15 protein-coding genes are annotated in these 15,825 nt (G+C 54.4%); 6 read left to right on the top strand and 9 right to left on the bottom strand.

What is annotated here, in order from left to right:
• Positions 1 to 121 precede the first annotated feature (121 nt).
• On the bottom strand, positions 122 to 883 hold the full coding sequence (gene udp / locus ACIPDS_RS21180; protein WP_166517166.1) for a uridine phosphorylase: 762 nt from the start codon (positions 881 to 883) through the stop codon (positions 122 to 124).
• 237 nt (positions 884 to 1,120) lie between these two features.
• Here udp and ACIPDS_RS21175 point away from each other — a divergent pair, with 237 nt between their 5' ends.
• Positions 1,121 to 1,933 carry a dienelactone hydrolase family protein gene (locus ACIPDS_RS21175; protein ID WP_400740145.1) on the top strand — a complete coding sequence of 271 codons (813 nt, stop codon included), beginning with the start codon at positions 1,121 to 1,123 and terminating at the stop codon, positions 1,931 to 1,933.
• Between the two features lie 205 nt (positions 1,934 to 2,138).
• Here ACIPDS_RS21175 and metE read toward each other — a convergent pair whose 3' ends face one another.
• On the bottom strand, positions 2,139 to 4,400 hold the full coding sequence (gene metE, locus ACIPDS_RS21170; RefSeq protein WP_400740175.1) for a 5-methyltetrahydropteroyltriglutamate--homocysteine S-methyltransferase: 2,262 nt from the start codon (positions 4,398 to 4,400) through the stop codon (positions 2,139 to 2,141).
• 235 nt (positions 4,401 to 4,635) lie between these two features.
• Here metE and metR point away from each other — a divergent pair, with 235 nt between their 5' ends.
• On the top strand, positions 4,636 to 5,589 hold the full coding sequence (gene metR / locus ACIPDS_RS21165; protein ID WP_400740142.1) for an HTH-type transcriptional regulator MetR: 954 nt from the start codon (positions 4,636 to 4,638) through the stop codon (positions 5,587 to 5,589).
• Here metR and ACIPDS_RS21160 read toward each other — a convergent pair.
• From ACIPDS_RS21160 to pldB, 3 genes are all read right to left on the bottom strand, one after another.
• A complete protein-coding gene (locus tag ACIPDS_RS21160) occupies positions 5,522 to 6,376 on the bottom strand; it encodes a carboxylate/amino acid/amine transporter (protein ID WP_400740139.1) in 855 nt (284 codons plus the stop codon). The genes metR and ACIPDS_RS21160 overlap by 68 nt on opposite strands.
• Before the next feature lie 85 nt (positions 6,377 to 6,461).
• The gene (gene yigL, locus ACIPDS_RS21155; protein ID WP_166517170.1) at positions 6,462 to 7,262 is read right to left on the bottom strand and encodes a sugar/pyridoxal phosphate phosphatase YigL; all 801 of its coding nucleotides are present in this window, start codon (positions 7,260 to 7,262) and stop codon (positions 6,462 to 6,464) included.
• Between the two features lie 39 nt (positions 7,263 to 7,301).
• A complete protein-coding gene (pldB, locus tag ACIPDS_RS21150) occupies positions 7,302 to 8,294 on the bottom strand; it encodes a lysophospholipase L2 (RefSeq protein ID WP_400740136.1) in 993 nt (330 codons plus the stop codon).
• Between the two features lie 109 nt (positions 8,295 to 8,403).
• Between pldB and rhtB the strand changes: the two genes are divergently transcribed.
• Together rhtB and ACIPDS_RS21140 are read left to right on the top strand one after the other, a co-directional pair.
• The gene (gene rhtB / locus ACIPDS_RS21145; protein WP_400740133.1) at positions 8,404 to 9,024 is read left to right on the top strand and encodes a homoserine/homoserine lactone efflux protein; all 621 of its coding nucleotides are present in this window, start codon (positions 8,404 to 8,406) and stop codon (positions 9,022 to 9,024) included.
• Positions 9,025 to 9,200: 176 nt separating this feature from the next.
• A complete protein-coding gene (locus tag ACIPDS_RS21140; protein WP_400740130.1) occupies positions 9,201 to 9,611 on the top strand; it encodes an Rpn family recombination-promoting nuclease/putative transposase in 411 nt (136 codons plus the stop codon).
• 44 nt (positions 9,612 to 9,655) lie between these two features.
• On the opposite strand, the gene rhtC is transcribed toward ACIPDS_RS21140, so the two are convergent.
• The 3 genes from rhtC to pldA form a co-directional block, all read right to left on the bottom strand.
• Positions 9,656 to 10,279 carry a threonine export protein RhtC gene (gene rhtC, locus ACIPDS_RS21135; protein ID WP_400740127.1) on the bottom strand — a complete coding sequence of 208 codons (624 nt, stop codon included), beginning with the start codon at positions 10,277 to 10,279 and terminating at the stop codon, positions 9,656 to 9,658.
• A gap of 81 nt (positions 10,280 to 10,360) precedes the next feature.
• The gene (gene recQ, locus ACIPDS_RS21130) at positions 10,361 to 12,190 is read right to left on the bottom strand and encodes an ATP-dependent DNA helicase RecQ (RefSeq protein WP_400740124.1); all 1,830 of its coding nucleotides are present in this window, start codon (positions 12,188 to 12,190) and stop codon (positions 10,361 to 10,363) included.
• A 118-nt stretch (positions 12,191 to 12,308) separates the two neighbouring features.
• A complete protein-coding gene (pldA, locus tag ACIPDS_RS21125; protein ID WP_400740121.1) occupies positions 12,309 to 13,175 on the bottom strand; it encodes a phospholipase A in 867 nt (288 codons plus the stop codon).
• A gap of 160 nt (positions 13,176 to 13,335) precedes the next feature.
• Here pldA and yigI point away from each other — a divergent pair, with 160 nt between their 5' ends.
• Both yigI and rarD read left to right on the top strand, forming a co-directional pair.
• A complete protein-coding gene (gene yigI, locus ACIPDS_RS21120; RefSeq protein WP_166517177.1) occupies positions 13,336 to 13,803 on the top strand; it encodes an acyl-CoA thioesterase YigI in 468 nt (155 codons plus the stop codon).
• 51 nt (positions 13,804 to 13,854) lie between these two features.
• Entirely contained in the window at positions 13,855 to 14,748 is an 894-nt protein-coding gene (gene rarD, locus ACIPDS_RS21115) for an EamA family transporter RarD (protein ID WP_166517178.1), read from the top strand.
• A gap of 90 nt (positions 14,749 to 14,838) precedes the next feature.
• Here rarD and corA read toward each other — a convergent pair whose 3' ends face one another.
• Positions 14,839 to 15,789: a magnesium/cobalt transporter CorA gene (corA, locus tag ACIPDS_RS21110; RefSeq protein WP_400740117.1), complete on the bottom strand. Its 951-nt coding sequence runs from the start codon at positions 15,787 to 15,789 to the stop codon at positions 14,839 to 14,841.
• Positions 15,790 to 15,825: the final 36 nt, after the last annotated feature.

The raw sequence follows: 15,825 nt of genomic DNA, 5'->3' as shown, positions 1-15,825 counted from the left end.
GGTTATTCGCACAAAATAGAATTGTGCTGTATAAACGTCCAGTTTTAAAGCAGTTTCCTGCGAGCGGCTACGCAAAAAGAAAAAGGCCGAACAAGTCGGCCTTTTACGCAGGAGAGGAAACCTACAGCAGGCGACGCGCCGCTTCTACGACGATTTTCACCGCATGGCTTTCAGTCTGCTTCATAGTTTCTGCGTTTGGAATTTCCTGCTGGGTACGGTTAACGATAACGCCAGCAACCATCCCCGCGCGCAGACCCTGGCTTGAGCACATGGTCAGCAGGGTGGCAGATTCCATTTCATAGTTCATCACGCCCATTGACTGCCACTCTTCCATCGAGCCTTTGTAGTTTCTGACTACGCGGCCGGAGAAGGTGTCGTAGCGTTCCTGACCTGGGTAGAAGGTGTCAGATGAGGCGGTCACGCCCACGTGAGTGGTCGCACCGATAGCTTTCGCCGCTTCAACCAGCGCCGTGGTACAGGCGAAATCAGCAACCGCAGGATATTCCATTGGCGCAAAGTGCAGGCTCGCACCATCAAGACGGACGGATGCGGTTGTCACCAGCACATCACCAACGTTGATATGCGGCTGAATAGCGCCGGTGGTGCCGACACGCAGGAAGGTGCGGATACCTAACTGTGCCAGTTCTTCCACGGCAATAGAGGTCGACGGGCCGCCGATACCGGTGGAGCACACGATCACTGACTTGCCATCCAGCTCGGCACGCCAGGAGGTAAATTCACGATGAGATGCCAGTTTTACCGGCTTATCCATCAGCGCGGCGATCTTTTCCACACGCTCCGGGTCACCGGGGACGATCGCAAGCGTAGCCCCTTGTAAATCGTTTTTAGTGAGGCCGAGATGAAAAACATCAGACTTGGACATAAAGAACTCCTCTGTGGTTTAAGTTTTGCAGAAGAAGCAAAAATGTACTTTATAGAAGACCATCACTTTTTTTCGTGACTATCATCACTAAGGGATAAAAATATTACATTAAATTCCACGCAATTAGTGATTCACATCACATTAACAAGTTATTGTGATCCCCTGCTGCACAAAAATACGCCGTATTGAGGCACTGTGATTCTGCTATGAGTTCATTACAAGGGTACGGAGAATGCCATGACAATCAATAAACAACCTGGATTTGCATCTGCTGCTTCACCCCATGCCTCGACCGCCATCCATACGTCCGATGAGGCGATTACGGCGGGAGAAACCTCCATCCCCTCACAGGGCGATACGCTGCCGGCTTATCACGCCCGCCCTAAACATAGCGATGCGCCTCTCCCGGTAATCATCGTAGTGCAGGAGATTTTTGGCGTCCACGAGCACATCCGCGATATCTGCCGCCGCCTGGCTCTGGAGGGGTATCTGGCTATCGCACCAGAGCTCTATTTCCGCCAGGGCGATGCGAATGACTATGACGATATCCCGTCATTGTTCAGCGGTCTGGTATCAAAAGTTCCCGATGCCCAGGTGCTGGTCGACCTCGACCACGTTGCCAGTTGGGCGGCGCGCAATGGCGGTGACGCAAACCGCTTATCCATCACCGGTTTTTGCTGGGGGGGACGTATTGCCTGGCTGTATGCCGCGCACAATCCACAGTTGAAAGCCGCCGTGGCCTGGTACGGTCGCCTGACCGGCGACAAGACGCTCAACAATCCAAAACACCCGGTGGATGTGGCGGTAGACCTGAGCGCCCCGGTGCTTGGGCTGTACGGCGGTCAGGACACAGGGATCTCACTTGAATCAGTGGAAACCATGCGTCATGCGCTGCGCGCGGCTAATGCGAAGGCTGAGATTGTGGTGTATCCCGATGCCGGACACGCGTTTAATGCCGATTATCGCGAAAGTTATCATGAAGAGTCAGCCAAAGATGGCTGGCAACGTATGCTGGCATGGTTTGCGCAGTATGCGGGGAAGAAAGGCTAATCGCTTATTCATACTGTAGGCATTGACGGCATGCAGGCCTGATAAACTACGCGCCATCAGGCATAATCGCGCACATTGCCGGATGGCGGCGTTGCCTTATCCGGCCTACGTCCACGGGTAGCCCGGCTAAGCGAAGCGCCGCCGGGATTTGGCTCCCGCTCCTCCCCGGAGTCGGCGTAAACGCCTCGTCCGGGCTACCGTGTTTTTACGCCTGGCGCAGGTTCTGCGCCGCTTTTACCATGTTCGCCAGCGCCGCGCGGGTTTCCGGCCAGCCACGGGTTTTCAGGCCGCAGTCTGGGTTTACCCACAAACGCTCCGCCGGGATACGTCGTTGCGCTTTCTTCAACAGCGCTTCAATCCACTCCACGCTTGGTACGTTCGGCGAGTGAATGTCATACACGCCCGGCCCGATTTCGTTCGGGTAGTCGAACTCTTCAAAGGACTCCAGCAGCTCCATGTCGGAACGTGACGTTTCAATGGTGATGACATCCGCATCCAGCGCGGCAATTGAATCCATGATGTCGTTAAACTCGCAGTAACACATGTGGGTATGGATCTGCGTTTCATCCTTCGCCACGGCCGCGTTGATGCGAAAGGCTTCAACGCCCCATTGCAGATAGGCTTCCCACTCGCTGCGGCGCAGCGGCAGACCTTCGCGAAGCGCCGGTTCGTCAATCTGAATAATACCGATCCCGGCGGCTTCCAGATCCGCCACTTCATCACGCAACGCCAGTGCAATCTGCTTAGCGATGGTTTCGCGGGACACATCCTCGCGTGGGAATGACCAGCACAGAATGGTGACCGGGCCGGTCAACATGCCTTTGACCGGTTTATCCGTTAATGATTGCGCATATTTCGCCCACTCTACGGTAATCGCTTCCGGGCGGCTGACGTCTCCAATCACAATCGGCGGTTTCACGCAACGAGAGCCGTAACTTTGCACCCAGCCGTTCTGGGTAAAGACGAAACCGTCGAGATGCTCGCCAAAATATTCCACCATGTCGTTACGCTCGGCTTCACCGTGCACCAGCACGTCGAGATCTAAACGTTCTTGTTCCACGATAGCCTGTTTGATGTGCTCCGCGATCCCGGTACGGTAGTTGCTCGCGTCGAGATTGCCTTTTTTAAAGTCCAGACGCAGACTGCGGATTTCTGTGGTTTGCGGGAAGGAACCGATGGTGGTGGTGGGCCACGCTGGCAGATTAAAGCGCGCGCGCTGCGCTTCGGCACGGAGCGGATAAGCGCTGGCACGTTGGCTGTCCTGCGGGGTAATGGCTGCCAGACGTTTTTCAACCGCCGCATTATGCACACGAGTCGACTGTCGACGCGCCTGAATCGGCGCACTCCAGGCCTCCAGCGCAGCGATGTCGCCAGTATTCAGCGCATCCCGCAGTAGCGCCAGCTCGCCGCATTTTTGCAGGGCAAAGGCAAACCAGCTCTTCACTTCGGCATCAAGGCGAGTTTCAACGCTGAGATCGATAGGGCTGTGTAAAAGCGAGCAGGAAGACGCCACCCAAAGCGGACGTTTCCCGACAATCGCCTTAATCTGCGCGTATTTTTCCGTGAGATCGGCACGCCAGACGTTACGTCCATTAACCAATCCGGCAGAAAGCAGCCAGTCTGCGGGTAGACGCTGGTGCAGTTCACAAACGTCATCTTTGCCGTGGACAAAGTCAACGTGCAACCCCTGTACCGGCAGCGCGGTAATGGTCTCCAGATTCGGCGTCACGCCTTCAAAGTAGGTGGTCAATAGCAGTTTAACCTGCCCGGTCAACGCATCGTACGCCGGTTTAAAGGCGTCCAGCCATTCCTGCGGCAGTTCTAAAACCAGCGCCGGTTCGTCGATCTGTACCCACTCAATACCGCGTTTTGCAAGCTCTGCCAGTACCTGCTGATAAACCGGCAGGATGTCGTTAAGCAGGCTTAAGCGGTCAAACGGTTCGCCCTTCACTTTCCCCAGCCACAAATAGGTCACCGGGCCCAATAGTACGGGTTTGACGTGGTGACCAAGCGCCAGCGCTTCATCGACCTCATCGAGTAGCTGGGTCCAGGTCAGCTTGAACTGCTGGCCTTTGGTGAATTCAGGCACCATGTAGTGATAGTTGGTATTAAACCATTTGGTCATTTCTGCCGCCGCCGCCGGTTCACCGGTAGGTGCGCGGCCACGGCCAATGCGGAATAACGTGTCGATATCGACGGAGCCGTCTTTATTCTGATGACGCGCCGGAACGTTGCCCAGCAGCAGGCTGGTCGTCAGCACGTGATCGTACCAGGCAAAATCGCCCACCGGCAGCAGGTCGATACCAGCTTGCTTTTGTTGATCCCAGTGGCGTGCGCGTAGCTCACGCCCTGTCGCCAGCAGTTCTTCACGGGAGGCGTTACCCGCCCAATAGCTCTCTTGCGCTTTTTTCAGCTCACGACGCAGGCCGACGCGAGGGAAACCGAGGGTGTGGTTTTGAATAGTCATCATATGCCTCTCTTAAGTATTTAAATCCTTTGGATTTTCAATTCAGGGAAGGCGGCAAGTTTATGAATCCCCGGGAGCTTACTTAAGTAAGTGACTGGGGTGAATAAACGCAGCAAACGCACCATAAATTTAAAAGACGAAGGATTTTAGCCGTCCAGATGTTTACACATCCATAATTGGCGGTTACTGTATATTCCTCAAGCGCAATTTGTTCATGCCGAAGTGAAGGACTTTCATGATCGAGATTAAACACCTGAAAACGCTCCAGGCGTTGCGGAATAGTGGTTCACTGGCAGCCGCCGCGGCGACGTTGCATCAGACCCAATCCGCCCTTTCTCACCAGTTCAGCGATCTGGAACAGCGCCTTGGCTTTCGGCTATTTATTCGTAAAAGCCAGCCGCTACGTTTTACCCCGCAGGGCGAAATTCTGCTGCAGCTGGCAAATCAGGTGCTGCCGCAAATTGGTCAGGCGTTGCAGGCCTGCAACGAGCCACAGCAGGCGACACTGCGCATTGCAATCGAATGCCATAGCTGTATTCAGTGGCTGACGCCCGCGCTGGAGAATTTCCACAAGCAGTGGCCGCAGGTAGAGATGGACTTTAAATCTGGCGTCACGTTCGACCCGCAGCCTGCCTTGCAGCAGAGCGAACTGGACATTGTGCTGACTTCCGACATTCTGCCGCGCAGCGGTCTAAATTATTCACCGATGTTTGATTACGAGGTGCGCCTGGTGCTGTCGCCAGACCATCCGCTAGCCGCAAAAGTGCGTATTACGCCGGAAGATTTAGCGCCAGAAACGCTGCTGATTTACCCGGTACAACGGCAGCGTCTGGATATCTGGCGTCATTTCCTGCAACCCGCTGGCATCAGCCCGCAATTGAAAAGCGTGGATAATACGTTGTTGCTGATTCAGATGGTGTCCGCACGGATGGGCATTGCCGCGCTGCCGCATTGGGTGGTGGAGAGTTTTGAGCGCCAGGGTCTTATTGTGACTAAAACCCTGGGCGAAGGGCTGTGGAGTCGGCTGTATGCTGCCGTGCGCGATGGCGAACAGCGTCAGCCGATCATGGATGCGTTTATTCGTTCAGCGCGGAACCACGCGTGCGATCATCTGCCTTTTGTCAGGAATGCGGAGCGACCCAACGCCGATGCACCCACAGTGAGGCCAGGATCACCGCGGCTCCTGTAAGGAAGCTCGGCCAGTGGGGCTGTTGATGCCAGATTGCCAGGTTAACCAGCAGCCCCGCAGGGACATGCATATTGTTCATAATACCCAGCGTGCCCGCATCCACCTGCGTCGCACCGTAGTTCCACATAAAGTAGCCAATTCCCGACGCCACGACGCCAAGAAACACCAGAATGCCCCACTGCGGCAGCGTCTGCGGCATTTTCTGCGCATTACCCAGCAGTGACCAGGCCACCACCGCCACTAAAAACGCGCCAAGGTAGAACCAGGCAAACGCGTTGTGCTGCGGCATCGGACGGGTTTCCATCAGGCGTTTATAGCCCACCATGCCGATGGCAAAGACGATATTAGAGAGCTGCACCAGGATCAAACCCGTCCAGAAATGGTTGGTGATATGGTCATAACGAATAATCCCCGCACCAATCACCGCCAGCAGCGCGCTAAAGGCATAGCTCCAGCGCAGGCGGCGCCCGCTCATCAGGTCATAAATCAACGTGATGTAGAGCGGCGTGAGTACGGTAAACAGCAGCAGCTCAGAGACGGTCAGGTAGAGATAAGCGTGGAAGCTCAGCATATACATGATGCCAAGCTGCATTGCCCCCACCAGCATATACAGACCGACGGTTTTCAGGCTGTGTCCGCGCGTGCGAAGAAACGGCAGGAACACCAGCGCCGCCAGTCCGACGCGAACCAGCACCGCGAAGTAGCTATCAACATGCCCGGCAAGGTATTCGCCGTAGAAGCTGAAAGAGAAAGCCCACAGAATCGTGGTAATAATCAGGAGCGCCACAATGAATGTCTCTTAGGAAGATGAGCACGCATTGTAGCGAAGATGAAGGTTGACAACTGACCACTTAGTGACCAGTTGTCATTTTTTAATCAAGGTATAAATTGCGCAGGTAGTGCGGAACCGCATCATCAGCGTTAGAACCTATCACTTCCAGATCCGGGTGAAGATCTTTCAAACGCTGATGGGCACCTTCCATGATGCAGCCTTTACCGGCCATCGACAGCATTTCCGCATCGTTCATGCCGTCACCAAAGGCGATGCAGTCTTTCAGCGTGTAGCCCATCGCTTTTGCCACCGCTTCCAGCGCGTGGCCTTTGGATACGCCACCGGCCATCACTTCCAGGCAGGTTAGCGTAGAGAAGCTCACATTCACGCGATCGCCCCAGCGAGCGTTGATCGCCTGCTCCAGCGGCAGCAGCGTTTCGTGGTCGTTGCAGGTAAAGAACACCTTACTCACGCCTTCCGGCTCCAGCAGACCCGGCTCGTACAGCGTGTAGTTGAAGATAGCTTCTTTGAAGAAACGCATCTCCTCCGGGCGATGGCGGTTCATAAACCACTCATCCTCACGATAAACGTTGGTGACGATATCCGGGTTGGTATGCACCATCCCAAAGAGATCGGTCGCAATATCGCGGTCGAGGTTATGGGCGAAAACCTGCTTGCCATCAGCATCGTGTACGCGCGCGCCGTTGGAGGTGATCATGTAGGATTTGATCCCGAGGTTATCGCGGATCTGCCCAACATCGATGTAGTGACGCCCGGTCGCAAAGACAAAGTTCAGACCGCGCTCGGTCAGCAACTTTAGCGTCTCTTTAGCGTATGGCGTTAAGTGGTGGTCGGGGGAGAGTAAGGTACCATCTAAATCAGACGCAACAACCTGGTACATATTCGAATTTAACCTCTAAAGTGCGGCGCTGGCGCCGAATTAACGATGTCGATGGAAAAAATCGACGATGGCAGTGAGCGCGACTGAGCGCATAGCGTCCTTTTCAAAAAGGATCTCATGATAGGCACCTTGTATGACAAGCGGCTTACCGCCATCGCAAGGATGGCCCGCTGCGGCGCGAATTTCACAATAACGGTCGTGCATGCGGTTATCGACGACACGTTCTTCTTCCGCCTGCACCAGCAGCACGGGGAAGGTATCCGTCGCGGCATTCGCCAGGATTTGTTCTCCTGCCAGAATACCTTCTCGCACCCAATGATACGTTGGCCCGCCCACGCGTAGCCGGGGTTCATCGGCATAAAAACGGACATTACGCCGATAGCGCTCGCGGCTATGGGTCAACGTATTGACGCCGAACGGTAACGCGTACCATCGGCCCGTTCCCATGGCATACCCTTCCCGAACACGCTGATGGCCCTCAGCCCAATCGAGAAGCGGTCTGACAACCCATTCCGGCAGACGCATGATAATACCGAACATCGGCGCACAAAGCGCGATGGCATCACAGCCCTGGGGTTTGCGTTGCAAAAATTGTGTCGCAATGGCGCCGCCCATCGAGTGGGCGAGGATAAACCGCTGACGCCAGCGGCCAGGCACCACTTCTTGCTGCCAGAAGGCCTCAAGATCGTCAACATAGTCGCTAAAATTCGCGACATGTCCACGATGGGAATCCGACAGCATACGCCCGGAGCGCCCCTGGCCACGGTGATCGATGATTAGCACATCAAAACCACTGTGGAACAGATCGTATGCCAGCTCGGCGTACTTCACATAGCTTTCGATGCGCCCAGGGCAGACCACAATCACGCGATCGTGCGCCTCACAACTGAAGCGAACAAAGCTGACGGGTATCCGATCGACGCCGATAAACTCCGCCTCTTCCCGCCCGCGCCAGAACGCCATCAACGGGCCGGTGGTAAACGCTGCAAAGGCGTTTTCTCTTGTTTCCCAATCCTTTTGCTGTTGAAACATCGGGTTTCCACCCCTGTTAACCGCTGAAAATCATTTTTTTGTGGCGCCCAACACAGCGCCCACGCAATAGCGTATTGTGGCATAAAAACAGACAATCAGGGAGTTTCTCATGACCTTCGAATGGTGGTTCGCCTACCTACTCACATCGATAATCCTCAGCCTGTCGCCAGGTTCAGGGGCTATCAACACCATGACGACCTCAATAAACCACGGCTATCGTGGCGCGGTGGCGTCGATTGCGGGTCTACAAACGGGTCTGGCGATTCATATCGTATTAGTTGGCGTAGGCCTCGGTACGCTCTTTTCCCGTTCGGTGCTGGCGTTTGAAGTGTTGAAATGGGCGGGCGCCGCCTATCTTATCTGGCTCGGCATTCAGCAGTGGCGGGCCGCGGGCTCTCTTGATTTGAAAACGCTGGCAAAAACGCAAACTCGCGGCAAGCTTTTCCAGCGGGCGGTTTTCGTTAACCTGACCAACCCAAAAAGCATCGTGTTTCTTGCGGCGCTATTTCCACAGTTTATCTCCCCGGATCAGCCGCAGGTGATGCAGTATCTTGTGCTCGGCGTGACGACCATCGTGGTGGATATCATCGTGATGATTGGTTATGCCACGCTGGCCCAGCGTATTTCGACATGGATTAAGGGGCCGAAGCAGATGAAGGCATTAAATAAGGTTTTCGGCTCGCTGTTTATGCTGGTGGGCGCGCTGCTGGCGTCGGCGCGGCACGCGTGAATGTCACTCGCAAATTTTTGTTGCCACGTTGCTGAACAGACAAATCGGCTCGAGAGTACACGCATAGTACAAAGAAGCTGAAAATCCTTGCTGGTGGCCCGTTAACACCGCTGACAGAATGGCATTTAATCTTTTCATTCATGGATGAAAAACAATGCCAACAACGGTTACGCCGCATGATGCAGTCTTCAAAACGTTTCTCTCCCGCGCTGACGCTCGTTCAAAAACACATCCGCCTGCGCGATATGGCACAACTTGAAGATAAGCTCGCCAGCCTGTTCGTTTTAGGACAGCTAAGCGGACAACAAATAACCGCACTGGTAAACTACCTGATTCAGGCAGGACAGACACGGGATGTTCAGAAACTATTGTATGGACTGGCACAGCGGGTGCCGGAGCATGGAGAACAATTCATGACTATGGCAGAGCAGTTGAAAATGATTGGGCGCAAAGAAGGGATTCAGGAAGGTAAGCGCACCGCGACGCAAGAGATGGCGAAAGCCATGCTTGAGCGAGGCCTTGATAGCCACATCATCATGGACATTACCGGTTTTTCACAAGATGAACTTCAAAAGCTTACTCATTAATTTTTAGCCCACCCGTACCACACATCACCAGGTGGGCTAAACCGTTAGCGCGAAATAATCAGATGAATGCCGAAGCCCGCAAACAGGGTGCCGGCCACACCATCGATCCACTTCGCAGCGCGCTGATAGCCGCGGCGCATCGCCGGTAACGCAAACAGGCTGGCGACCACGGTAAACCAGGCTAACGTTTCAAGAATAATCAGAATAAAGATTCCCCAGCGCGCGCCGGTACCCACGCTGTCGCCTACAAACAGCGAGAACACCGAGCCAAAATAGATAATCGCTTTTGGGTTAGCCAGGTTGGTCAGCAGACCTTTCATAAAGCTGCGTCCACCTTGCGCCAGCTCAACCTGAGGCTCTTCTGCTACCGCCGAGGACTCTTTTTTTAGCGCCCCGCGCAGCATCTGGTAACCCATCCAGCACAGGTACAGGCCACCGCCGACCATAATGATGGTATGCAGCCACGCCATTTTTTCGATAATCAGATGCAGGCCGAGCAGCGCAACGCCCGCCCAGACCATCACGCCGCAGGTGATCCCCAGCACGCCCATCATCGCTTCTTTTCGCGAGCGGCTGACGGCAGTTTGAGACACAAAGAAGAAGTCTGGCCCCGGGCTCATCAACGCAATGATGTGCACCAGCGCTACGGTAAGAAACAGCGTAATCATGATAGACCTACCAACACGACGAAAAATTCGCGGAAAAATAGTACAGTGAGTGGCTATCCTGACACTTTTTCCGTGAACTGACTACTCTTCATCGTCACCATCGACATGCGCGCGGATGAGCGCCAGAAACTCGCGGCCAAAGCGCTCCAGTTTGCGCGTCCCTACGCCGTTCACGCTCAGCATATCGCTGGGCGAAACCGGCATTTGTTCTGCCATCTCTATTAGCGTCGCGTCGTTGAAGACGACATACGGTGGGATATTCTCTTCATCGGCAATCGCTTTACGCAGTTTACGCAATTTGGCAAACAGCTGACGGTCGTAATTGCCCACCGCCGCTTTTTGCATCACGCGCGGTTTCAGCGCCACGATGCGCGGCACCGCAAGCTGTAGCGGTAATTCGCCGCGCAGCACCGGACGAGACGCATCGGTGAGCTGTAACGCCGAATGCTGGGCGATGTTCTGGGTGACGAATCCCAGGTGGATGAGCTGGCGGATCACGCTCACCCAATGCTCGTGACTCTTCTCACGGCCCATCCCATAGACTTTAAGCTTGTCGTGACCAAACTCGCGAATACGCTGACTATTGGCTCCGCGTATCACCTCCACCACATACCCCATACCGAAGCGCTGGTTCACGCGGCCGATGGTGGAAAGGGCAATCTGGGCATCCTGCACGCCATCATACTGTTTCGGCGGATCAAGGCAGATATCACAGTTACCGCACGGCTCCTGGCGACCTTCCCCAAAGTAGTTAAGCAGCACCAGACGGCGGCAGGTTTGCGCTTCTGCAAACGCGCCCATCGCATTGAGTTTATGACGCTCAATATCAAGCAGCATACCCGCCGGTTTTTCTTCCAGGCAGCGCCGCAGCCAGGCCATATCGGCCGGGTCGTAAAACAGCATCGCTTCCGCCGGCAGACCATCACGCCCGGCGCGGCCGGTTTCCTGATAGTAGGATTCAATATTGCGAGGAATATCAAAGTGCACAACGAAACGGACGTTGGGTTTGTTGATACCCATCCCAAATGCGACGGTGGCGACCACAATTTGCAGGTCATCACGCTGGAATTTCTCCTGCACATCGGCGCGAACGCTGTTTTCCAGCCCCGCGTGGTAGGCGCCTGCGCTAATCCCACGGCTTTGCAGACGCGCGGCGGTGTCCTCCACTTTCGAGCGGCTGTTGCAGTAGATAATGCCGGATTTACCTTTCTGCTCCTGCACATAGCGCATCAGCTGATCGAGAGGCTTAAACTTCTCCATCAGCATGTAGCGAATATTCGGGCGGTCGAAACTGCTGATTTGGATCAGCGGATCGTTAAGCCCCAACAGGCGGACAATATCGTTGCGGGTAGTGTCATCCGCCGTCGCGGTAAGCGCCATAAACGGCAGAGCAGGAAAACGCTGGCGCAGTTGCCCCAGGGCGGCATATTCCGGGCGGAAATCGTGCCCCCATTGGGAAATACAGTGCGCTTCGTCCACTGCCAGCATCACCGGGTTCCAGTGCGCCAGATGCTCAAGGAAGTTATCCAGCATCAGACGTTCCGGGGCGATATACAGCAAACGAATCTGCCCGGTGCGGCATCCAGCCATCACTTCTTGCTGTTGCTCGCGGGTTTGGGTGGAGTTGATACAGGCCGCCGCCACGCCGTTTGCCAGCAGCTGATCGACCTGGTCTTTCATCAACGAGATCAGCGGCGAGACCACCACCGTCAGGCCATCAAGCACCAGCGCAGGAATCTGATAACACAGCGATTTACCGCCGCCGGTCGGCATCACCACTAAACAGTCGCGTCCTTCCAGCACGGTATCGATGATGGTTTCCTGGCCCGGGCGGAATTGCTGATAGCCAAAGGTCTCCTGCAAAACCTGTTTAGCCAGCGATCCCTGATTCAAAACTTCCGCCTGTGCCACATTGACCCCATTCACCATAAAATAAAAACAGGCGCTATTTTCAGCGCCTGCGTGCCAAACTGCAACGTTTTAGACGAATTCCTTCGGCCACCCTCGCAACAAAACGAAGGATACGCTGTTAAAACAGATCGTTAAGCATTACACCGACGCCCACGCGGGTCTGGTTAAAGTTATAGTCGATAAGCGACTCACCGTAACCACTGTAGATCTGGGTGTAAAAACGCACGTGTTTGGTCATCGGATAGCTCACGCCAAGCTCTGCACCGCCGTAGCCGGTATTCCAGTTATATTGCCCCTGGGCGCTGAGTACTGCATCCCCTAACTGGTAACCGATTTTCAGCCGGTAATAGCCCATATACTTGGTGATATCCGGGTTGTCATTGGTTTCACCCACAACGTACCAGGGCTTCACTTCCACCAGCCAGTTGCCATTTTGCGCCATCAGGCGGGTATAAAGGCGGTTCCAGCTACGGGAGGTCGGGTCAGAGCGACCATTGGAATCATGGTTGTAGCCCATTTCGACGTCGCGCAGAGTCCAGCCAGCAAAGCGATAATCCGTCGCGAACCCGAGGAACAGCTGCGGTTCATAGTTGGTTTCACGAAACGGCGCGGACTCATCGCTGTTGGAAAGCTGCCACCAGGAGCGCTGGGTATAAGACGCGGCGAGCACCGAATTATCACCCAGAATGCCACGCCATAGCGGGAACGCCAGGCTCAGTTGGTATTTCACCTCATCCTTACGCGCATTCTCAGCCCAGTTATAGGTACGAATCGCTTCTTTGTTGAGATCGCTGGTCCAGGTATAAAGCAGGTAGTTGCTCTCATAAGGATAGAGCGTGAACGGATTATCATGCTCTTGCAGCAAGTTGGCGATAATACTGCCGCGTACCGCGGGCACGTCATGCACTTCTTTAATTGTTGCTTCCTGCGCAAACGCTGAGATAGGCAGCAATAGCGCCAGTAATCCACTCCATGAGAACCGCATCAGACACTTTCCTCTGAGATTTATAAAAACGATGAATAACAAAATGACACGTATTCTACCTGTTTGTGTAAGTCTTGCTCATCAAACCTTTCCAAAAGTAGAAATCATCGCGTTATGAGCATAAAATCAACATTTCATTAACATTGAATGCAAGGTCGCTATGTCTGTACAACTCACCGCTGATGCCGCTCTCAAGCTGGTTGGCGAAATCTTTGTCTATCATATGCCGTTTAACCGGGCGCTAAATCTGGAGCTGGAAGTCTACGAGAAAGCCTTCGCGCAGTTGAGTTTTAACAATCAACCGATGATGGTCGGCAACTGGGCGCAGAGTATTTTGCACGGAGGCGTGATTGCCTCAGCGCTGGACGTCGCAGCCGGTCTGGTCTGTGTTGGCAGTACGCTGACGCGGCATGACACCATTAATGAAGATGAGCTACGTCAGCGGCTATCAAAAATGGGTACCATCGATCTGCGCGTTGACTATTTACGTCCGGGCCGCGGTACTCGTTTTACCGCCACCAGCACATTGCTGCGTGCCGGCAATAAAGTGGCCGTCGCCCGCGTGGAGTTGCACAACGAAGAACAAACGCATATTGCCAGCGCCACCGCGACATATATGGTGGGATAACCGCCATAATCGCGTAACATTGTGTGACTTTTCTCGAAATGGATATTTCTCATGGATCCCAAACAGACGCGTCAGGGCGTACTTCTTGCCCTTGCCGCCTATTTTATCTGGGGCATTGCACCCGCCTACTTTAAGCTGATTTATTACGTCCCTGCCGATGAGATCCTGACCCACCGCGTCATCTGGTCGTTTTTCTTCATGGTGGCGCTGATTAGCATCAGCCGTCAGTGGACGCAGGTCAAAACGCTGCTGAAAACCCCCAAAAAAATCTTTCTGCTGGCGCTGTCGGCGGTGCTGATTGGCGGAAACTGGCTGTTGTTTATCTGGTCAGTCAATAACCATCATATGCTTGAGGCCAGCCTCGGATACTTTGTTAACCCACTGGTAAACATTGTGTTGGGGATGATTTTCCTCGGCGAGCGTTTCCGCCGGATGCAATGGCTGGCGGTGATTCTGGCTATTTGCGGGGTGCTGGTTCAGCTCTGGACGTTCGGCTCGCTGCCGCTCATCGCGTTAGGATTAGCGTTTAGCTTCGCGTTCTACGGCCTGGTGCGCAAGAAAATCGCCGTAGATGCCCAGACCGGTATGCTCTTTGAAACGCTCTGGCTGCTGCCGGTGGCGGCAATTTATCTGTTCGGTATCGCCGACAGCGCGACAAGCCATATGGGGAGTAACCCGTGGTCGCTTAATCTGCTGCTGATTGCCGCGGGCGTTGTCACGACGATTCCGCTGCTGTGCTTTACCGGTGCCGCCACCCGTCTGCGCCTGTCGACGCTGGGTTTCTTCCAGTATATTGGCCCAACGTTAATGTTCCTGCTGGCGGTGACATTCTACGGCGAAGTGCCGGGAGCGGATAAGATGGTGACCTTTGCGTTTATCTGGGTTGCACTGGCGATATTTGTGATGGATGCGGTGTATACGCAGCGACGAGGGCGTCGCGGATAAATCCTTGCCGGATGGCGCTTCGCTTATCCGGCCTACAAGTCATTGCTAACCGTAGGCCGGATAAGGCGCAGCCGCCATCCGGCACGGCAATTACAGCCAGTTCTTGCGTTTAAAGTACAGATACGGCGCAAGCCCCGCCAGAATCATAAAGATAATCGCGCCCGGGTAACCAAAGCTCCAGCGCAGCTCCGGCATAAACTCAAAGTTCATCCCATAGCTCGACGCCACAAGCGTTGGCGGCAGGAATACCACCGAGACCACCGAGAAGATTTTGATAATGCGGTTCTGCTCGATGTTGATAAAGCCCATCGCCGCCTGCATCAGGAAGTTAACCTTCTGGAACAGTGATTCATTGTGCGGCAGCAGGGATTCGATATCTCGCAGGATTTCACGCGCCTGCTCCAGCTGATTTGCCGGTAGACGCGCTTTACGCACCAGGAAGTTCAGCGCGCGCTGGGTATCCATCAGACACAGGCGCACCTTCCAGCCGATATCTTCCAGTTCAGCAAGCGTTGAGAGTGCATCATCGTATTCATCGCCCTGACGCCCTTCCATAATCACACGGCTGAGCTTTTCGAGATCGCTGTAAATATTTTCAATTTCATCCGCCAGCTGTTCGATTTTTGTTTCGAACAGATCGAGCAGCAGCTCGTAGGCGTTGCCGTCCATCATAAGCTGGCTACGCGCACGCATACGGTACAGGCGGAATGCCGGCAGTTCGCGCTCACGCAGGGTAAACAGGCGGCCTTCGCGGATGGTGAATGCGACGGTGGAGTTACCGGCGTGATCGTCCGCATCTTCATAGAAGAAGAAGGAGTGAATATGCAAACCGTCTTCGTCTTCAAAAAAACGCGCGGATGCTTCGATGTCTTCCAGTTCAGGGCGCGTGGCCAGGTTCTGGCCCAAATCCTTTTGCACACGGTTTCGTTCATCGTCATCCGGCTCGACTAAATCTACCCATACCGAACTGGCCAGGTGATCAATCTCGTCCGCTTCAAGACGCGTTAAACGATTTTTTTCCAGTTGAAATGCGCTCAGCATGACCGGGACTCCCAATGCAAAAAATTATCGGACAGC

It is taken from the genome of Kluyvera sp. NPDC087067, assembly GCF_044745165.1.
In the GTDB taxonomy this organism is placed as follows: Bacteria; Pseudomonadota; Gammaproteobacteria; order Enterobacterales; family Enterobacteriaceae; genus Kluyvera.
The sequence above is the reverse complement of the archived record's forward strand: the minus strand, read 5'-3'. Positions and strand labels throughout refer to the sequence as shown.